This is a genomic window from Cryobacterium sp., from assembly GCF_026786305.1.
In the GTDB taxonomy this organism is placed as follows: domain Bacteria; phylum Actinomycetota; class Actinomycetes; order Actinomycetales; family Microbacteriaceae; genus Cryobacterium.
In genome coordinates, this window is sequence record NZ_JAJAYI010000086.1 from 1 (window position 1) to 19,227 (window position 19,227).

Sequence of the window (19,227 nt, forward strand, 5' to 3'; positions counted from 1 at the left end):
CCGCCCGCTGGTGCGAAATCCACCACATCATCCCCTGGCAAAACAATGGGCCGACCAACATCGACAACGGCACCCTGCTCTGCTGGTACCACCACCACACCATCAACAGCAACGGCTGGAAAATCCGCACAACCAACGGCCGACCCCAACTCCTCGGCCCCCTCCTCTGGGACCCCACCCAAACCTGGCGACCCGCCCACAGCCACCGCGCGAATACGCCCAGCCCAAAACCCCACTGGCGCACCTAGGCCAAAGTTGCCTGGAGTGGGTGGGATCGAACGCAGGGGTGCATCATCCGCTTACGGCATGGGCGCGACGCGCACACCCTGTCGCCAGACGGCGCCGGTCAGCGGAACCCCGACTCGGTAGGCCAAGTGCGAAATCGACGGAGCGTTCAGAACCTGCAAGTCGGCGCGGCCGCCGACAAACAGGGAGCCGATGGCATCCGTTCCCCGGTCGCGGCCGAGCGACCGGGCCGCACCGCGCGTGGCGGCCCAGACGGCCTCGCCGACGGTCAGGCCCATTTGCAACACGGCGGTGGCCACACAGTATGGCATCGAGGTCGTGTACGAGGTGCCCGGATTGCAATTGGTCGCCAGGGCGATGGTCACACCGGCGTCGAGCAGCCGTCGGGCGGGAGGAAACGGTTGTCGGGTCGACAGATCGCAGGCCGGCAGCAGAGTGACGACCGTCGCCCCGGCGGCCAGCGCGTCGATGTCGGCCGGTTCCAGATAATTGCAGTGGTCAACACTGAGGGCGCCGAGCTCGGCGGCCAGCCGCACGCCACCGCTGAAACCGAGCTGATTACCGTGCACGCGCAACCCCAGGCCGGCGGCACGGCCGGCCAACAGCACCTCACGGGTTTCCTCCACGTCGAACGCGCCCCGCTCACAGAACGCGTCGATGAACTGCACATACGGCAGCACGGCCTGCAGCATCGGCCCGGTGACGAGGTCGAGGTAAGTGCGACGACCCATGCCGGCGGGCACAATGTGGGCACCAAGAAAGGTCACGACATCGGCGACACTCGCGGCAGCGCGTGCCGAACGTGCTTCGCTCGCCACGTCGAGACCGTACCCGGTCCTCGTTTCGAGAAAAGTGGTGCCCTGCCCTTCCGCCTCGTGGCGCAGCCGCTGAGCCGTGGCCACGAGCTGGTCTTCGGTGGCGGCGCGGGTGGCGGCGACGGTCGTGTTGATGCCGCCGGCGGCGTAGGCCTGGCCAGCCATGCGGGCTTCGAACTCCGCTGAACGGTCCCCGCCGAACACGAGATGGGTGTGCGTGTCAACCCAGCCGGGCAGAACCGCGCGCCCGTCGACATCCGTTCGATGATCGGCCGCGGGTGCCCGGGCGGCCGGGCCGATCCACAGAATGCGGCCGTCGCCGACCACAAGGGCTGCGTCGTGCAGCCGCTCGCGAGGCGACGTAGATTCGACCTGCGTGGTCAGTTCGCCGATGCCCGTGATCAGTTCGGTGCTATTCATGCGCCGAGCCTAGCCAGAGCCTCTGTCATCAGCGCCGCCGGGTGGGCGCCGCCGGCCAGATCACCGCACTCGGCCACGAGGCGTCCGCCGACGATAACGCGCAGCACGTCAGCTGCCGTCGCGGTCAACGGCAGCTGCCCGGGAACCGACCCGGCCGTGCGCACGCCCGTCGTGCTGATCTCGACGAGATCACAGGGGTCGCCGGGCTGCAGCCGATGTCGTCCGAGCCCGAGGGCGGCGTAGCCAGCAACAGTGGCGGCGCCCAGCAACGCGGCGGGGGCGAAACGTCCGCGCTTCAAGGACGCGAGCCGTTCACCCATTTCGAGACCGCGCATCTCCAGAAAAGGGTCGATGACCGCGTTCTGATCGGAGCCGAGAGCGATCGACGAGCCCGCCGCGGCCAGCGCGAGTGCCGGGCCGATGCCGTCGCCGAGGTCCGCCTCGGTGGTCGGACACATCACGACGCTCACTCCGGCGTCACCGAGCAGTTTTCGGTCATCGTCGCTCAGGTGCGTCGCGTGCACCACACTCAGCCGCGGTGCAAGAGCGCCCAGCGAATCGAGCAGGCCGGCCGGTGTCAGACCGTAAGCCGCCAGACAATCTGCGTTCTCCTGCGGCTGCTCCGACAGGTGAATGTGCAGGGGAATCTCCGGCGGCAGTCCGTCGAGCACCTCGCGCATCGCGTCGGGTGTCACAGCCCGAACCGAGTGCAGGGCCGCGCCGAGCGTCACGAGATCCTCGCCGGCGAGCTGCGAGCGCAGTGACTGCCACCGGGCCAGCCAACCGGCAGCACTCGAGTCGCCGAACGCGCGCTGCTCGGGCGCGAGCTCCCGCCCAATGCCGCCCTGCAAATACACCGTATCGAGCAGTACCAAACGGATGCCGACAGTTCGTGCCGCCGCGGCGAGAGCCAGTTCCATGGCATGCACAGGCTCATACGGCTCGCCATCACTGCGGTGGTGCAGGTAGTGGAACTCGCCGACGGCGGTGTAGCCGCTCACGAGCATTTCGGCGAATACCGCCGTCGCCAGTGACTGGTATGTCGAAGGGTCGAGCCGCGCGGCGACCCGGAACATGCGCTCGCGCCAGAGCCAGAAATCGCCGCCCTCCCCGTGCGTCTGGCCGCGCAACGCCCGGTGAAAAGCGTGCGAGTGCGCATTGCCAAAGCCCGGCATAACCGTTCCCAAACGGATGTCGGCGGCCTCGCACGCAGTTCGGGGCTGAACCCGCGCGATGTTCCCCGCCGCGTCCACCTCAAGCCGCACCCCCGCGACGGCGATCCCGTCAATCAGCAGTGATTCGCACCAGAACCCGGACGCCGCCGCCACCTCAGTCTTCCCACATGGGCACGCGCAGGCCGCGCTCGCGGGCCACCTCTTCGGCCCGCTCGTAGCCCGCATCGACGTGCCGCATGACTCCGGTGCCGGGGTCGTTGGTGAGCACGCGTTCGATCTTCTCGGCGGCCAACGCGGTGCCATCGGCGACGATGACCTGCCCGGCGTGGATGCTGCGGCCGATTCCAACGCCGCCGCCGTGGTGAATCGACACCCAGGTTGCGCCCGAGGCAGTATTCAGTAGGGCGTTCAGCAGTGGCCAGTCGGCGATGGCGTCGGAGCCGTCCAACATGTCCTCGGTCTCGCGGTAGGGCGAGGCGACCGAGCCGGAGTCGAGGTGGTCGCGGCCGATCACGATCGGCGCGCTGAGCTCGCCGGAGGCGACCATCTCGTTGAACTTGAGGCCGGCCAGATGACGTTCCTTGTAGCCCAGCCAGCAGATGCGGGCCGGTAGCCCTTCGAAGTGCACTTTCTCTTCGGCTTTGGTGATCCAGCGGTGCAACTGGGTGTCGTTTGGAAACAGCTCCAGTATGGCCTTGTCGGTGGCCAAAATGTCGGCCGGGTCACCAGAGAGGGCCACCCAACGGAACGGGCCTTTACCCTCGGCGAACAACGGGCGAATATAGGCCGGCACGAACCCGGGAAACTCGAAGGCTCGCTCGTAACCGCCGAGCTTCGCCTCGGCGCGAATGGAGTTGCCGTAGTCGAAAACCTCGGCTCCGGCATCCTGAAACTCGACCATGGCCTGCACCTGCTTGGCCATCGCGGCCCGAGCGCGCACGGTGAACTCTTCGGGGTTCTCGGCCGCGTAGGCGTGCCACTGCTCGATGGTGACGCCCTCCGGCAGATAGGAGAGCGGGTCGTGGGCGCTGGTCTGGTCGGTGACGATATCGATCGGCACCTCGCGAGCCAGCAACTCGCCGAACACGGTCGCGGCATTGCCGACCAGGCCCACCGACAGGGCCCGACGTTCGGTCTTCGCTGCGAGTACCCGGGCGATCGCATCGTCGATGTCGTGCGTCATCTCATCGAGATACCCGTGATCGACTCGGCGCTGCAGCCGTGCCGGGTCGACGTCGACGATGAGCACGACGCCGTCATTCATGGTCACGGCGAGCGGCTGTGCGCCGCCCATGCCTCCGGCGCCGCCGGTCAACGTCAGGGTGCCGGCGAGGGTGCCGTTGAACTTCTTGGTGGCGACGGCGCCGAAGGTTTCGTAGGTGCCCTGCAGAATGCCCTGGGTGCCGATATAGATCCATGATCCGGCGGTCATCTGCCCATACATGGTCAGTCCGAGATGCTCGAGGCGGCGAAACTCGGGCCAGGTGGCCCAGTCACCGACGAGGTTGGAGTTGGCGATGAGTACCCGCGGCGCCCACTCATGGGTGCGAAAGACGCCGACCGGTTTGCCCGATTGTACGAGGAGCGTTTCGTCTTTCTCCAGCGTTTCGAGGGTGCGCACGATCGCGTCGTAGCACTCCCAGTTGCGGGCGGCCTTGCCGGTGCCGCCGTAGACGACAAGATCGTCGGGTCGCTCGGCGACCTCGGGGTCGAGGTTGTTCATGAGCATGCGCAGCGGTCCCTCGGTCTGCCAGCTCTTCGCGGTCAGTTCGGTGCCGCGGGCGGCGCGAACGGGGCGTGCGGTGTGGGTCGCGGTGGTCGTCATGCGTATTCTCCTTCGAATGCGTTTCTAAACGGATGCTTCGTCGCGATACAGCGCGCGGCCTTCAGCGAGCAGAACCTGCGCCATCTGCTCGATGCTGTTCGGTGTGACTCGGTAGCTCGGAACGACCACGCTCAGGGCGCCGACCACGCGGTCTCCCACCCGGACCGGCACGGCGATGGCTGTGACGTCGTGCTCGACACCGTCGCTGACGACGCAGTATCCGCTCGCGTCGGTTGCGCCGTCGAGCACCCGGCCCGATGCACTGGACTCGGCGGGAAACCGGCGCCCGACCCAGTTGGCGTGCCGCACGGAATGGGTGCCTTCGACGATGGCAATATAGAGCCCTTGCCGACCGGGGGCCGGAACGCTCAGGTACGCGGATTCTCCGGTCTGCTCGACCACCCGGTTCATGGCTTCCTGGCACACGGCAACGAGCGATTCGTGGCTGAGTGCGAGCACGCCGAGCTGCACGATGGCCACCCCCGGCCGATATGCTCCCGCGCCGTCTCGACGCACGAACGACGTGGATTCGAGCGTGCGCAACAGCCGAAGGGCGGTGCTCGGTGACAGGTCGGTGGATTTGGCCGCGTCGCCGAGGGTGACAAAGCCGCGCTCGCAGACCACTCTGAGCAGGGTCAGGGCGCGCTCGGCCGTGCGGGTGGTGCTGTCGGCCATCCGCTCACCTCTTATCGTGCACCCAGTAAAACACTGATTTCACTAGATGGCAATGGATTCGCCCATCCGTACTGTTGAGTGCAGCTCCGCGCTCCGAATGATGCGAGTAGCAGACCGTGGCGGGCGAAGATCTCGTCCGTCTGCTGGGCGTGGCGCTGCCCTCCTGTTTCGGTGAGCAAGCATCCGCTGGGAGAGAGCCGCTGGGACGCGGCCGGGGCTATTCGTCGTTGAACGTCGAGGCCGCCGCCGCCATGCCGCCTGATGTGGTGCGCGCAGGTGCCCTAGGACTCGGCTGAGATACGGTGCCTCGCCGGGCGGCTTTGCCGCTCCGCGTAGTGCACCATGACCGCCGCCACGACGCCGGCCGCCACGCCGAAGAACGCGCCGAAGGTGATGGTCACGCCGGCATACAGGCCGTCGTCCAACATCGACAGCACGATGCCGATGACGCCTGATAAGAGCACCACACCGCCCATCGCGCCGACTGCGGCGAGGATCGTTCGCGCGCGCGACGATTTAGTGAGGTGTCGATCAAAACCGGCCACGGCGGCGAGGCCACCGAGCAGCGCGGTGACCGCTATGACCAGGCCAATCACGCCGTAGTTCGCCATCGAGCGTACAACAAACCAGAACCGAAATTCGGTTTCTCCGCTGCCGCCGTTGGTCATCACAACGGCCACGGCCGAAGCGAGGAGAAACCCCACGATCGGTGCGAACACCGCGATGCGCCAGTACCGCCGAATTACCATAGGTCAACCCTACGTGGCATCCACCCTCAGTCCGTGTCGGGGTCGCTTACGGCCACCCAGCCGATCGGCACGACCGCCCCGTTGTGCAGCCGACTCTTGATGTGCACGACACCATTCACCGCACCGCGGCGCGTTTGCCGATCACCGAACCGGGAAACAGCGCCACACCGGTCGCGATGAAGGTATTCGCTCCTCTGGTCGATCCGTTCACGCGGGCATGCCGTCCGATCGTGACAGAGCTGCCCACGAGAGACGGATTCCCCGAGCGATCATGGTTTGAGGATATTCATCGACGCTGATTCCAACTGCCCTTGTCGGTCTCGGCGAACCGCACTACCTTGATGTCTACATCGTGGCCCGCACCGAAAGGACACGAAGATGAATTTTGTTCGTGCTCCGCAGCCGTCCCGCACTATTGGTCGCACCCTCGCCGCGCTCGCGTTGGGCGCCATGATCGCCACGTCGTTTTCGCTGCTGCCGACCAACGTTGCCGACGCATCCACGACGAGCGTCGTGCAAACCGCCCCGGACCTCGCCATGATCTGCGCCCGGCTCAAGGTCACGCTCGCCAAGACGGCGGTGTGCAGCCACGGACCTGACCCCGTGGGCGCGTTCGGCGGTGCGGCCAAGCTGAATCAGACATCCGCTGCCGTGGAACAGGGCGTGGGCGCCGCACCGGCCTTGGAACTGACCGCACTGTGCGGCGTCGGCGGCGTCAGCGGTAAACGGATCGAGGTGATCTACGGGGTTCCGCAGGATCGCGCCAACCGGTACGCCAGCACCGTTGTCCCGCTGCGCGACACGATGCGGCAGGTCAACAACAATCTTGAGGCAGCGGATGCCGCCACCAGCCAGAATTACCGCTTTCTGTGCGAAAACGGCGCGGATGTCACCGTGCGCAACGTGACCCTGCTTCCGGTCGGCGCCGATGCCACCTTCACCTTTGATGACTATGTCGCCAGTCTGCAGAACCAGGTCACCTACGGTCTCGGGCCGGTCGACTACATCAGTAATGACCGTCTCTACATTGCCTATATCGATCAGGTGCAGGATTCCTATCCCTTCGGTGGCCAGGGTGAGCTGTCGATCGACGACCAACCGGATCCGGGTCTCAATGCCAATAATGACTCCCGCCCGCGCTACTCGATGTCGGCCTATCTGGACATGTCCGTGATCGCCCACGAGGTTGGGCACAACATCGGGGCGGTGCAATACACCGCGCCGCACTCGACCCAAGGTGGCCACTGCTACGACGATGCCGACCTCATGTGTTACCACGACGGAGGTCCGTACTTCGCCATGGGGGGCACGATGACCTTCACCTGCCCGGGCATTGACTGGGCCATCGACTGCCACGACGACGACTACTACTATCCGGGCGCCGCACCAGCGTCGAACTATCTGGCCACGCACTGGAATACCTCGAACAGCGGCTTCCTGACGCCCGTCGTGTCGACCGCCAAACCCGCCGCGCCGACCGCCGTCACGGCGATCGCGGGTGATGCCCGAGTATTCGTCTCGTGGGCTGGGCCCGCCGCAGGAACTCCGGTGGCAGACACCTACGTGGCGACGGTGAGCGTCGGCGGCACGGTCATGGCGTCGTCCACCGTCGACGGCGCGCTGCGCACCACCACGATTGACTCCCTGGCCAACGGAACCACCTATGTCGTCGCGGTCACGGCGGTCAACACCGCGGGGTCGAGCCCGGCAGCGAGCCCGGCAAACATCGTGACCCCGAGAGCTGCGACAATTCGCGAAACCTTCACCTCCTCGGCCGCGAACTTCACCGAAATCCGCGGCGGCACCTGGGCGGTGGCCTCTGGCCGGTATTCGCTCACCGCCCCGTCGACGGCGGCCCTGCCGAACGCCAACCTCGCCCTCCAGAAGACAGCCATGTCGGGGGACTTCTCTGTCATGGCCACCGGGGCGACCATTGCCACGTCGTCGCCCTGGAACGATTTCTCGATCGTCTTCGACTACCAAGACGCCTCCAACTACTACTTCGCGAACTTCAGCGAGGGTCAGGATGCTGTGAGCAACGGATTGTTCCGCGTTTCGAACGGCACCGCCTCACAGATCGCCGACATCGCCAGGACGATTGTGGCCGGCACCTACTACTCCATTCGCATCGAACGGCAGGGCTCGGTTATTCGCGTCTTTCGCGGGACCGCCCTTGTCGCCCAAGCCACCGACTCGACTCTCAACTTTGGCCGGGTCGGTTTTGGCAGTAAGAACGACGCGGCCAAGTTCGACGACCTCGTCGTCACTGGAACCGCCTCGGGCATCGATACGACCGCCCCCACGATCACGGCGAAGTCACCGGTGAGCCTCGCCACCCGGGTCACACAGACCGCCAACGCGACGGCAACGTTCAGTGAAGCCGTGCAGGGCGTGTCGACCGCCACGATGCGGCTGAAGAACCCGGCCGGCAGCGTTCTATCGGCCGCAGTCGCCTACGACACGACGACGCGGGTGGCAACACTGAACCCCGGTGCGAGCCTCGCGGCCGACACGAAATACAGCGTGAGCCTCACCGGGGGAGCCGCGGGTGTTCGCGATGCGGCGGGCAATCCGCTCGTGTCGACGGGGTGGAGCTTCACCACCGGACCGGCGCCCACCATCACCACCCGCGCCCCCGCGAGCGGGGTAACGGGCGCCAGTCGCACCGCGAGTGTCTCTGTCACCTTCAGTGAGGCGATGGCGGGGGTGGCGGCATCCACTTTCGGTCTGAAGAACACGGCAACCGGCGCCGCGATCGCCGCCGTCGTCTCGCGCAACGGCACCACCGATCAATGGATTCTGAACCCGGGCGGCACGCTCGCCGCGACCACCACCTTCACCGTCACCGTCACCGGCGGCACCACGGCCGTGCGTGACCTTGCCGGTAACCCCGTCGCAACGAGCACCTGGAAGTTCACCACCGGCAGCTAGTCTGAAACGATGAGTGATCTGCCCGATCTCGTCTGCTTCGAGTGCGACGCAATCTACCCGGTCGAGAGCCTGGTCTGGCGGTGCACCTGCGGCGGCGTTCTCGACGTCGCCGAGTTCGCTTTTAACGTGGATGCCGCGGCTCTGCCCGAGCGCACCCCGTCACTCTGGCGCTATGCCGAGGCGCTGCCGATCGAAGTCGACCCGACAATCACACTGGGGGAGGGACTGTCGCCGCTCGTACCGTCCCGCGCGCTCGCCCATGTACAGCTCAAACTCGACTTTCTGCTGCCGACGCTCTCGTTCAAAGACCGCGGAGCCGTGGTGCTCGCGACCCTCGCCAAACGGCTGGGCGTCACAAACGCCATGGTCGACAGCAGCGGAAATGCCGGAACGGCGATGGCCGCCTACTTCGGGCGGGCCGGCATCGGCTGCACGGTGTACGTTCCCGAATCCACGTCGCCCGGCAAGCTCGCGCAGATGCGCGCGCACCGTGCCACGGTTGAACTGGTGCCCGGCTCGCGAGCGGATACCTCCGCAGCGGCCCTTCAGGCGGCGGGGCAGGACGGCGTGCTGTACGCGAGCCACGTCTACCACCCGTACTTTCTGCACGGTGTGAAAACCTACGGCTACGAGATCTGGGAGCAGCGCGGGCGCTCGCTGCCAGAGACCGTCGTCGTTCCGGTCGGCAACGGCACGATGGTGCTCGGCTGTTACCTCGCCTTCAGCGAGCTGGTTGCCGCTGGGCTTGCTGAGCGGATGCCGCGAATCATCGCGGTGCAGGCTTCTGCTTGTTCACCGCTTGAACAGGCAATGGCGCTGGGACTCGACGCCCCTCTGGCCGTTGACGGCGGTGCCACGATCGCGGAGGGCATCGCCATTGCGGCGCCTTCCCGGGGAAAACAGATAGTACGGGCCGTGCGCGCCACCGGCGGCACCATCGTCTCCGTTACCGACCAACAGACCGCGGCCGCATGCCAGGAACTTGCCAACGAAGGACTCTTCGTGGAGCCGACCTCGGCGGTGTGTTTCGCCGCTGTGCGTGCCGCCGTCGACCAGGGCTTCGATGACGCCAGCCCCACCTGGGCGGTCGCCGCGAGCCTGCTCACGGCCCGATCGGTTGTCGTGCCCCTGTGCGGCGCCGGCCTGAAATCGCCCGGTGACACGAGCCGCATGCACGCATGAGTTTTCTGTGGCTCACCAAACTGGCCGGATGCTCGCCACCGACAATGCACTCACCTGCCCCGCGTGCGGCAGCGAGATGATCACGGACGGCGTCGATACCGCCGACGGCCTGGAATTCTGCCATCGGTGCCCGAAGTGCCGGCTGGTCATCGTGTGTCCGGCCGAAGGCCGGAATCGACCTATCTGCAGCGAATAACTTTCTAAAAACAGAAGAATCTATATTCTTCTGCACAGCTTCCCGGAGAAGACCGGTTGTTCTTGCGTCAATCTTGATTCAGCAGCCGATAGCGGCCCGTTGAGTCAGTAGTCCCGGCTCAGCCCACCACACACGTCGAAGGAAAGAACATGACTGTCTACCAGAAAGACATCGAGGCCATCGAAGCTCTCAAGCAGCAGGTTGGAAGCAGCTGGGACGCCATCAACCCCGAGTCCGTCGCGCGCATGCGTGCGCAGAACCGGTTCAAGACCGGCCTCGAGATCGCGCAGTACACCGCGGACATCATGCGTAAGGACATGGGGGAGTACGACGCTGATTCCTCCGTTTACACCCAGTCGCTGGGCGTCTGGCACGGTTTCATCGGCCAGCAGAAGATGATCTCGATCAAGAAGCACCTGAAGACGACCAACAAGCGCTACCTCTACCTCTCGGGTTGGATGGTTGCTGCACTTCGCAGCGCGTTCGGTCCGCTCCCCGACCAGTCCATGCACGAGAAGACGGCCGTCCCCGCACTGGTCGAGGAGCTGTACACCTTCCTTCGCCAGGCTGACGCCCGCGAACTCGACCTGCTGTTCACGGGCCTCGACAACGCACGCACCGTCGGCGACGACTTGACGGTCGCCGCGATCCAGACGCAGATCGACAACTTCGAGACCCACATTGTGCCGATCATCGCCGACATCGACGCTGGATTCGGTAACCCCGAGGCGACGTACCTGCTCGCCAAGAAAATGATCGAGGCCGGTGCCTGCGCCATCCAGATCGAGAACCAGGTCTCGGACGAGAAGCAGTGTGGTCACCAGGACGGCAAGGTCACGGTTCCTCACGAGGACTTCATCGCCAAGATCAACGCCGTTCGCTACGCTTTTCTCGAACTCGGCATTGAGAACGGCATCATCGTCTCGCGCACCGACTCGCTCGGTGCCGGCCTCACGCAGAAGCTCGCCGTGACCAACGAGCCCGGCGACCTGGGCGACCAGTACAACTCGTTCCTCGACGTTGATGAGATCACCGAGGCCGACCTCGGCAACGGCGATGTCGTCATCAAGCGGGACGGCAAGCTGCTGCGCCCGAAGCGCCTGGCCAGCAACCTGTTCCAGTTCCGTGCCGGAACCGGTGAGGCTCGCTGCGTGCTCGACAGCATCACGTCGCTGCAGAACGGTGCCGACCTGCTCTGGATCGAGACCGAGAAGCCGCATATCGGCCAGATCGCCGCGATGATGAACGAAGTTCGCAAAGAGATCCCGAACGCCAAGCTGGTCTACAACAACAGCCCGTCGTTCAACTGGACCCTCAACTTCCGTCAGCAGGCGTACGACGCACTCCTCGCCGAGGGCAGGGACGTGTCGGCTTACGACCGCGCCAAGCTCATGAGCGTCGACTATGACGAGACCGAACTGGCCCTGAACGCCGACGAGAAGATCCGCACCTTCCAGCGCGACAGCTCGGCCGAGGCCGGCATATTCCACCACCTCATCACCCTGCCGACGTACCACACGGCCGCACTCTCGACCGATGACCTGGCCAAGGGCTACTTCGCCGACCAGGGCATGCTCGCCTACGTCAAGGGCGTGCAGCGTCGCGAAATTCGTGAGGGAATTGCCACGGTCAAGCACCAGAACATGTCTGGATCTGACCTCGGTGACAACCACAAGGAGTACTTCGCCGGCGACGCCGCGCTCAAGGCTGGCGGCGTGAACAACACGAGCAACCAGTTCGACGAGCCGGCTCTCAGTAGCCACTCACAGCCAAGCCACTGACAGCCACGCCACTGACAGCCACGCCACTGACTCCAACGGAATGAGTTACAAAGAAGCCCCGGTCAACTGACCGGGGCTTCTTCGTTGATGTGCCGGCGACGCCGGAACCTGATCTTTGGCCGTGTTCTTCGAAGTAGCCGCGCCGGAGAGGAGATCCCGCCGTGACGCGTCGTGCCAATGCCGGATCGTCGGCGGGCGCGGGTCAGCTCCGGCCCAATTCTTCTGGTTCGGCATCCGTCCATGGCCTCAGCGTCGGCCGTCGGACTCCAGGCGCAGCCGAATCAGCCGGTGCGGGCCATCCTCTTGAAGCTCGGCCAGGTCGCTGCGCGAGGCGAGAAAGTCGGTGAAGGAGCGGTAGCCGAGCGGCTTCTCATTGAAGGCCGGGTCCATCCTGCGCATCTGGTTCTTGACCGTGCCCGTGTTGAGCCACTCGTCGGCGTCGCCCTTCGCGTGACCGATCTGCAGTGCGCGCACGAGGAGCTCGGTGGCGACCGTCTGCGGATCGGTGTCGTCAGCTGGTTCCGACTCGTCGAACTGCGAGTCCTCGGTGTGGGAGAACATCGGGTTCGTTGTGGGCTTGCGGGCGGTGCTGGGCGCTACCGTGACCTCGACATCAGCGGGTTCGACAGCCCTCTTGCCCGATCTGCGTCTCTCGGCTGGCGCGGGGGCCGGGGAGGCGGCTGCGGTGACCGTGCCGATTCCGGGGAGCGAGTCGTAATCTTCGAATTCGTCGCAGGCCGCTGCGAGCGACGTGCTCGTCGACCCGGCGACGCCGATGCCGACGACAAACCGGCCGAGTCGTTTGGACTTCTGGGCGAGGGCGATGTAGTCGGAGTCGCCAGCGACGATGATCACGTGGGTGAGGTCGGGCAGGCGAAAGAGATCTTCGACCACGTCGACGGCGAGACGGATGTCGGCACCGTTCTTCGTTCCCCGCGTCGTGGCGGTGAACAGCTGGGTGAGGTCAACCGCGCGAGACATGAGCTGACGTTGGTAGTTCGCGTTCACGGGGACTGACCAGTCGGCGTAGGCCCGGTTGACGACCAGGGCTCCGAAAGATGCGGCGAAATCGATGATGGCGTTGAAGTCGACGGTCGCGGCGGCCAGTCTCGCGGCGATCTCGGGGTCGGCATCCGGGCTCGTTTTGTCAAAATCGCGGATGCCGTCGCGCTGAAAAGCATTTCGCCCGTGCAGCTGCTGGTAGCGCGAGATGACGATGTTATCGAAGTCAATGTAGAGGCCAACGCGTGCATCGTTCGGTTCGGTCATGTGAGCTCCTTAGCCGACAGCGGAAGACTCAGTTGCGATCCGATACCCCTAGTCTGAGGCCAGCAACGCGGCGAGAGCAACTCGCGTGCCGAGAGCGCCCGCGAGCTGGCGAGAGCACCGGTGGACGTGAACGAAAGAGACCAACATACTTGCATCGTGACTCTCGATTCAGCACTGGACGCGTTAGGAGACGAGCGCTTCGTCTCACTCACGACTTTTCGCAAGTCAGGTGAAGGGGTATCGACCCCGGTTTGGATCGCCCGCGATGGTGATGCACTCGTCGTGACGACCCCGGAGGGCACAGGCAAGGTGAAGAGACTGCGCAATAGCGCTCGTGTCGAGCTTCGCCCCTGTGACCGGATGGGCAAGGTGAAAGAGGATGTGGCATCCGTCGCTGCACGGGCAGAGATCGTCACCGTGGCCGGCGTCACGGAACGCCTGAACGTCATCTTTCTCGGTAAGTACAAGCTTGAATATCGAATCATCATGCTGATCGAGCGTCTGGCCAAAAAAGGCAGGCGGGATCGCGTGATGCTCCGGATCACGTCGGCTTGACCAGGCTGATTCCCCCCATACATGAATGCCGAGACCCGGAACGCTGTCATTGTGTCGCTGTCGGGCGCTCCACATCTCGAAGGTGACGGGCATCGTGGCTGACTGGGGAGACAGAATGAGTGCGCACGATGTTGTTTCGGTCTGAGCCGGCCTTGCTGGGTGAGCGCTTCCCGCTCCCGACGTCGTCTGCTCCCGACCGTTGGGTCCGCTTCGGGACATGCGCAGAACTGGTGTCAGCGCCGAACACCTCGAATCGCTATACCGGGGGTCGCAGACTTCAGACCGGACGTCGTCAGCTGAGCAATCGTCGATGGGGCTAAGCTCTCATTCGACCAGTTAGGCGGGACACCCATTAACGATCTCGGTATGGCCGTGCTGCGCATCGACATCGTCAATGCCCCCCTGCTCTACATCGTTCTCGGACTTGCGACCATCGATCTCGGTTACCTGTTATCGCGGCCACCGACCAAGCGATGGATCGTGACGGTGCTGATCGCGGTAGTCGCCGGTCTCGGTGTCGCCGCGGCGGCGTGGTTCGTGGTGGTGACGGCTGTCGACCTGTTCGGTATGTCGCCCGGGCTGGTCTCCTTCTTGTGGCTTGTAGCAACGTGCGTGGCGATCGCTGTTGCCATCGCGAATCTCCTGCGGTCGCGCGTGCGCCGAAAGATCGCTGCCTCGGCATCCGTAGTGTTATTCCTCGTGGCGGGAACGCTGGCGATCAATGCGAGCTTCGGACTGAACCACACTGTCGGCTCGCTGTTCGGCGTCACAACGGAATCGGCGATCGCGCTCCCCTCTGCTGCAGGGTCGGGCGCAGGCGGCGCGCTATACCGAAGCTGGGTAGCTCCGGCCGACCAGCCCGCGAAAGGCACGACCGGGAGCCAGATCATTCCAAACACGGTATCGGGATTTACGTCGAGGCCGGCCGGAATCTATCTGCCGCCCGCAGCGCTGGTTGCGAAACCGCCAGCGTTGCCGCTGGTGATCCTTCTCATGGGGCAACCGGGAAACCCCGATCCGTCGTTCATCGCCGCGACGCTGGACCGCGATGCTGCCGCTCACGCCGGTCTGGCCCCAATCGTCATCGTCGCCGACCAACTCGGCGACCCTTCCGGTGACCCCCTGTGCCTGGACACTCCAAACTATGGCAACGCCGAGACCTTTATCACCACGGATGTCGTCAATTGGGCACGGGCGAACCTCAACATCATCAACGACCCACGCTACTGGACCATCGCCGGCTATTCCAATGGCGGACAGTGCGCCATTTCACTGGCCGCCAAGCACCCGGACCTGTTCTCGAACGTCGTAGACATCTCCGGTGAGGAGTTCGCTGGATCGGAGATCCAAGCGGCGACACTCGCCGATGTCTTCCACGGTGACCAGGCCGCGTATGACGCGGTGAAGCCCATCAACCTGCTGGCCGCCAAGAGATTTCCCAACACTGTCGCGGTGTTCACTGTCGGGTCGGACGATGTGGGTTTCATCCCGGGTCAGAAACGCATGGCGGATGCGGCAGCGGCCGCGGGCATGACCGTCACGTATTGGGAATCACCTAACGGGGGGCATGTTCTACCCGCTCTTACGGATGGGCTCGACGAGGCATTCGTCATCATGTATCCGCGGCTCGGGCTGGCGCCGCCAGCCGGTTGATTCGGACCTGGATAGCGTGCCCTCGACAACGTCGCTGAGCGCACTGCGCGCTGGAGTATGCAGCAGGGATCACTTCCCTGAGGAGATTGCACACGCGGACTGAATATTGCTCACCCGCTCACCACGCGACTCTGACGAGGCCCTGGACTGATTGACAGGCCATCTCGGACGGGTCTACCGTTATTGTTGGGGGTTGATCACTTGCCTCACGACGCCTCCATCCAGCGGCGCACCTAGGGAGTGAATTTGCCAATTCAACTGACTCGACGCACCGTGCTGGGTAGTTTCGCGGCGGTGAGCGTTCTGACCGCAGCCGGCATGACGCCGGCCCAGGCCGCAGAGCGTGGGGGGCGACATCGCCCAGGAGACTCGGTCTCGCTGACAATCATGGGCACGACCGACCTGCACGGCTGCGTCTTCAATTGGAACTACTTCCAGAACGCGCAATACGACGACTCCGGGAGGAACGACATCGGCCTGGCCAAGGTGGCCACGCTCGTCGAGGCGGTCCGTCTGCAGCGCGGGCGCGAGAACACGCTGATGATCGACGCCGGCGACACGATTCAGGGAACTCCACTGGCCTACTATTTTGCGCGCATCGCGCCGATCACCGGCGGTCACCTGCACCCGATGGCCGCGGCCATGAACTACATCGGCTACGACGCCGCAGCCCTCGGCAACCACGAGTTCAACTACGGCATCCCGCTGCTTCGAACCTTCGCCGATCAGCTCGACTTTCCGCTGCTCGGCGCGAACGCGCTGGACGCAGCGACCGGACTGCCTGCCTTCGCGCCGTACGTCATCAAGACGATCAAACCGGCCGGTGAGAAACCGATCAAGGTGGGCATCCTCGGCCTGACCAATCCCGGGATCGCTATCTGGGACAAGGCGAACGTCGAGGGTCAGCTGACGTTTCCCGGCCTGGTCGAGCAGGCCGGGGTCTGGGTGCCCCGCATGCGTGCCGCGGGGGCGGATGTCGTCGTCGTGGCCGCGCACTCCGGCGCCACGAACTCGTCGTCCTATGGCGACGCCCTCCCGTATCCCGAGAACGCGGCAACCCTGGTGGCCGAGCAGGTTCCCGGGATCGATGCGATCCTGGTCGGTCATGCCCACCAGGAAATCCCGGAGCGACGAGTCGTCAACTCACAGACCGGTCGCACCGTGATTCTGACCGAACCGCTCCGTTGGGGTATGCGTTTGTCTCTGATCGAGCTGTCGTTGGTCAAGCGCAACGGCCGATGGGCGGTCGAGAGCGTCGGATCCAGCGTGCTCAACAGCAACACCGTTCCCGAGGATCCTCAGGTAATCGACCTGCTCGGCGCCGACCACGACACGGTCATCGGTTACGTCAACTCAGTCATCGGCAGCTGCACCGAGGCGATGTCCTGCGCCACCGCGCGCTACGAGGACAGCGCGGCACTGGACTTCATCAACCTCGTGCAGGGTCAGGCGGTGCGCGCGGCGATTGCCGGGACACCACAGGCCGGCCTGCCGATCCTGTCAATCGCGGCCCCGTTCAATCGGGAGGCCGCGATCCCCGCCGGCGAGGTGACCGTTCGCGACGTCGCCGGGCTGTATATCTTCGACAACACCCTTCTCGGCATCACCCTCACCGGCGCAGAGGTCAAGGCCTACCTCGAGAAGTCTGCCCGGTACTTCACACAGGTCACCGGCACCGGGCCCTTCACGGCGGACCAGCTCACCAACGCGGTCACCGCCGTTGCGCCGACGGGCACGCCGGACTACAACTACGACGTGATGGGGGGACTCGACGCACCGCTCAGCTACAAGATCGACGTCGCCAGGGATCCCGGTTCAAGGATCATCGACCTCAACTACAACGGTGACCCAATCGACCCCACGGCGCAGTTCGTCGTCGCCATCAACAACTACAGGCAGTCCGGCGGCGGCGCTTTCCCCGGGGTCACGGCCGCGCCTGTGGTCCACAATGCCCAGCAGGAGATCCGCCAGCTCATCATCGACTGGGTCACCCGGGCCAAGGCGGTGGAGCCACCGTCGTTCGCACGCGTCGATTGGACACTCGTCTCAGGCGGTGCGCCGGTGCAGATCAGCGGTTAATGCCGGGGGAGCGGTCCGGGCTCTCCCGGGCGAGTCGCGGATGTGCGTCGGTCACGCCAGTTCGAGTCGGAGAGCGGCACCTCGATCACCCGGGACACGCCGTCGGTGGAGCCCCGTCCGGCGATGACCCGGTACGCCGCGGTCTTGACGTGCCGCGGTCTTGACGTCCGCGGTGATCGCCTCGAACTCGGCCTCGGAGAACTTCGCGCGCCCAGGCGTGACGGGAGAAATGTCATCTGCCGCCGATTCCTGTCGAGGAATCGCCAGCGACGGCGTTTCGCACGCTATGGATGGGACGATTCGATCCGCTGTTCCCGTCGGCCGCTCTCGCGGGCGTGGATCAGCCGGGAAATGCTGTGTCGTAGACGGCGCGGAGCTCGGCGCTGTCGGCCCCGGTGACGCCGCAGCCGGTAATCGTTCCGTCGAGTGCGCCGACGAGGTAGCTCTGGCCGACCGCGAAGGGCACGCCCGAGAAGTCGGAGGTCATCGCGTCGACCTGCGTCACCTCGACGCGGTCGGCGACGTCGCCGGTGAAGCGTTCCGTGACCTCCAGCACAACGGTGTCCCCCTGGATCTGCAGCACCGTCGCGGCGAACGCCTGCTCCTGCGCGGCGACGGTCGCCGGCTCGAGCGCGAGGCAGCTGCCGCTCGCGAGGCCTCCGCCCAGGGGCGGCTGCAGCGCCTCGACGGTGGGTTTCGGTCCGCCGAGGGTGAGGGGCACGACGATTGCGGCGGCGATGGCGAGGCCGACGGCGACGCCAACCACCGGCATCCACCGCCGGAAGAAGGGTCGCGGCGCCTCGGGGGTGACGGTCCCGGTGCTGGGGGTCTGGTCGGTCATGATCTGCTCCATTCTGTGGTCGAGCCACGTCGGCGAGGCAGGGGGCAGAGTGCGGGCCGGATCGGCGGCGCGCAGCTGATCTTGCAGCGCACGGTCATCGTCGTGCATTGGTGCTCCCTTCGTCATGGGATACATGTCCGGTCGGGCTATCAGATTTCAGTAGCTCCTGCTTGAGGCGCGCTTTCGCACGGTGCAGTCGGATCGCCGCGGCGTTCGCGCTGATACCGAGCACGAGGGCAATCTGCGGGCTCGTCAGCTCGTCCCACGCCCACAGGCACAGGATCTCGGCGTCGTGGCGACGCAGGCCGCCGAGGGCGGTGGTCACGCGGGCGTCGGCGGTGGTGCCGTCGACGGTGGATGCTGCGGTGCTGTCGTCCGCAGCGACCGGCGGTGGGTCGATGGCGATGATACGGCCGATGAGACGGGTGCGGCGACGCTCGGCCCGCCGTGCGTTGCTGAGGCACTGCCGAGCGACGACGATCGCCCAGGGGAGGGCGTCGTCGGGCACATCGTCGAGGCGGCGCCAGCACACCAGCAGGGTGTCGCCGAGCACGTCGTCGGCCGTCGCGGCGTCGGTGCGGCGGTGCAGGTAGCGGCGCACGGGGTCGGCGACGAGCACGACGAGGTTGCGCATCCGCTTCTCGCGCTCGGTGTCTGTCACAACTCTCATACTGAGGCATGTCCGGCACGGGCGCGGGGATTTCATGGCGCGGCGCGGCGGGGTGGTGTGGAGGCGTGGTCGAAGAGGTGGGTCCCGCCGGTTTTCTCAGGGACAGTTCTCGGGGGTGTGCAGGTCGAAGAGCGTGGCTCTGCGGACGAGTTAGGTCTTGTTCAG

At 65.3% G+C, this 19,227-nt stretch carries 17 protein-coding genes; 8 read left to right on the plus strand and 9 right to left on the minus strand.

The window, feature by feature from the left end; translation table 11 throughout:
- Positions 1-248 (plus strand): HNH endonuclease signature motif containing protein (locus LH475_RS10810; RefSeq protein WP_297413958.1); only part of this gene is annotated, 248 nt, incomplete at its 5' end.
- A gap of 51 nt (positions 249-299) precedes the next feature.
- Here the strand turns inward: LH475_RS10810 and hutI are convergent.
- From hutI to LH475_RS10840, 6 genes are all read right to left on the minus strand, one after another.
- A complete protein-coding gene (gene hutI / locus LH475_RS10815; protein ID WP_297413960.1) occupies positions 300-1,481 on the minus strand; it encodes an imidazolonepropionase in 1,182 nt (393 codons plus the stop codon).
- On the minus strand, positions 1,478-2,881 hold the full coding sequence (locus LH475_RS10820) for a formimidoylglutamate deiminase (RefSeq protein WP_297413962.1): 1,404 nt from the start codon (positions 2,879-2,881) through the stop codon (positions 1,478-1,480). The genes hutI and LH475_RS10820 overlap by 4 nt, the downstream gene beginning before the upstream one ends.
- Positions 2,811-4,481, minus strand: coding sequence for a urocanate hydratase (hutU, locus tag LH475_RS10825; RefSeq protein WP_297413964.1), 1,671 nt, complete (start codon positions 4,479-4,481; stop codon positions 2,811-2,813). The genes LH475_RS10820 and hutU overlap by 71 nt, the downstream gene beginning before the upstream one ends.
- A gap of 24 nt (positions 4,482-4,505) precedes the next feature.
- Complete coding sequence (locus LH475_RS10830; RefSeq protein ID WP_196845102.1) at positions 4,506-5,156, minus strand: IclR family transcriptional regulator; 651 nt, start codon at positions 5,154-5,156, stop codon at positions 4,506-4,508.
- Between the two features lie 281 nt (positions 5,157-5,437).
- Positions 5,438-5,905 (minus strand): hypothetical protein, encoded by a 468-nt coding sequence (locus LH475_RS10835; RefSeq protein ID WP_196845103.1) that lies wholly within the window; start codon positions 5,903-5,905, stop codon positions 5,438-5,440.
- 115 nt (positions 5,906-6,020) lie between these two features.
- A complete protein-coding gene (locus tag LH475_RS10840) occupies positions 6,021-6,152 on the minus strand; it encodes a hypothetical protein (protein WP_297413968.1) in 132 nt (43 codons plus the stop codon).
- A 131-nt stretch (positions 6,153-6,283) separates the two neighbouring features.
- On the opposite strand from LH475_RS10840, the gene LH475_RS10845 reads away from it, so the two are divergent.
- The 4 genes from LH475_RS10845 to LH475_RS10860 all read left to right on the plus strand — a co-directional run bounded on the left by LH475_RS10845 (position 6,284) and on the right by LH475_RS10860 (position 11,995).
- Positions 6,284-8,836: an Ig-like domain-containing protein gene (locus LH475_RS10845; RefSeq protein ID WP_297413993.1), complete on the plus strand. Its 2,553-nt coding sequence runs from the start codon at positions 6,284-6,286 to the stop codon at positions 8,834-8,836.
- Positions 8,837-8,845: 9 nt separating this feature from the next.
- A complete protein-coding gene (locus LH475_RS10850; protein ID WP_297413995.1) occupies positions 8,846-10,018 on the plus strand; it encodes a threonine synthase in 1,173 nt (390 codons plus the stop codon).
- Between the two features lie 28 nt (positions 10,019-10,046).
- Complete coding sequence (locus LH475_RS10855; RefSeq protein WP_196845105.1) at positions 10,047-10,214, plus strand: hypothetical protein; 168 nt, start codon at positions 10,047-10,049, stop codon at positions 10,212-10,214.
- 149 nt (positions 10,215-10,363) lie between these two features.
- Positions 10,364-11,995 carry an isocitrate lyase gene (locus tag LH475_RS10860; RefSeq protein ID WP_297413996.1) on the plus strand — a complete coding sequence of 544 codons (1,632 nt, stop codon included), beginning with the start codon at positions 10,364-10,366 and terminating at the stop codon, positions 11,993-11,995.
- Positions 11,996-12,241: 246 nt separating this feature from the next.
- On the opposite strand, the gene LH475_RS10865 is transcribed toward LH475_RS10860, so the two are convergent.
- Complete coding sequence (locus LH475_RS10865) at positions 12,242-13,264, minus strand: NYN domain-containing protein (protein WP_196845107.1); 1,023 nt, start codon at positions 13,262-13,264, stop codon at positions 12,242-12,244.
- A gap of 156 nt (positions 13,265-13,420) precedes the next feature.
- On the opposite strand from LH475_RS10865, the gene LH475_RS10870 reads away from it, so the two are divergent.
- From LH475_RS10870 to LH475_RS10880, 3 genes are all read left to right on the plus strand, one after another.
- Positions 13,421-13,819: a PPOX class F420-dependent oxidoreductase gene (locus LH475_RS10870; RefSeq protein WP_297413999.1), complete on the plus strand. Its 399-nt coding sequence runs from the start codon at positions 13,421-13,423 to the stop codon at positions 13,817-13,819.
- Between the two features lie 366 nt (positions 13,820-14,185).
- Positions 14,186-15,472 carry an alpha/beta hydrolase-fold protein gene (locus tag LH475_RS10875; RefSeq protein ID WP_297414001.1) on the plus strand — a complete coding sequence of 429 codons (1,287 nt, stop codon included), beginning with the start codon at positions 14,186-14,188 and terminating at the stop codon, positions 15,470-15,472.
- A gap of 246 nt (positions 15,473-15,718) precedes the next feature.
- Positions 15,719-17,551 (plus strand): 5'-nucleotidase C-terminal domain-containing protein, encoded by a 1,833-nt coding sequence (locus LH475_RS10880; RefSeq protein WP_297414003.1) that lies wholly within the window; start codon positions 15,719-15,721, stop codon positions 17,549-17,551.
- Positions 17,552-17,891: 340 nt separating this feature from the next.
- Here LH475_RS10880 and LH475_RS10885 read toward each other — a convergent pair whose 3' ends face one another.
- Positions 17,892-18,500 carry a hypothetical protein gene (locus LH475_RS10885; protein ID WP_196845108.1) on the minus strand — a complete coding sequence of 203 codons (609 nt, stop codon included), beginning with the start codon at positions 18,498-18,500 and terminating at the stop codon, positions 17,892-17,894.
- Positions 18,487-19,053: a sigma-70 family RNA polymerase sigma factor gene (locus tag LH475_RS10890; RefSeq protein WP_297414006.1), complete on the minus strand. Its 567-nt coding sequence runs from the start codon at positions 19,051-19,053 to the stop codon at positions 18,487-18,489. Before LH475_RS10890 ends, LH475_RS10885 begins: the two co-directional genes overlap by 14 nt.
- Positions 19,054-19,227 lie beyond the last annotated feature (174 nt).

Bases quoted from the DNA above. Each gene is read 5' to 3' on its own strand.
- hutI (WP_297413960.1), bottom strand. From the start codon at position 1,481: ATGAATAGCACCGAACTGATCACGGGCATCGGCGAACTGACCACGCAG.
- LH475_RS10860 (WP_297413996.1), top strand. From the start codon at position 10,364: ATGACTGTCTACCAGAAAGACATCGAGGCCATCGAAGCTCTCAAGCAG.
- LH475_RS10865 (WP_196845107.1), bottom strand. From the start codon at position 13,264: ATGACCGAACCGAACGATGCACGCGTTGGCCTCTACATTGACTTCGAT.
- LH475_RS10835 (WP_196845103.1), bottom strand. From the start codon at position 5,905: ATGGTAATTCGGCGGTACTGGCGCATCGCGGTGTTCGCACCGATCGTG.
- LH475_RS10855 (WP_196845105.1), top strand. From the start codon at position 10,047: ATGCTCGCCACCGACAATGCACTCACCTGCCCCGCGTGCGGCAGCGAG.
- hutU (WP_297413964.1), bottom strand. From the start codon at position 4,481: ATGACGACCACCGCGACCCACACCGCACGCCCCGTTCGCGCCGCCCGC.
- LH475_RS10845 (WP_297413993.1), top strand. From the start codon at position 6,284: ATGAATTTTGTTCGTGCTCCGCAGCCGTCCCGCACTATTGGTCGCACC.
- LH475_RS10850 (WP_297413995.1), top strand. From the start codon at position 8,846: ATGAGTGATCTGCCCGATCTCGTCTGCTTCGAGTGCGACGCAATCTAC.
- LH475_RS10875 (WP_297414001.1), top strand. From the start codon at position 14,186: ATGGCCGTGCTGCGCATCGACATCGTCAATGCCCCCCTGCTCTACATC.
- LH475_RS10820 (WP_297413962.1), bottom strand. From the start codon at position 2,881: ATGCGGGCTACGAGCGGGCCGAAGAGGTGGCCCGCGAGCGCGGCCTGC.
- LH475_RS10830 (WP_196845102.1), bottom strand. From the start codon at position 5,156: ATGGCCGACAGCACCACCCGCACGGCCGAGCGCGCCCTGACCCTGCTC.
- LH475_RS10885 (WP_196845108.1), bottom strand. From the start codon at position 18,500: ATGCACGACGATGACCGTGCGCTGCAAGATCAGCTGCGCGCCGCCGAT.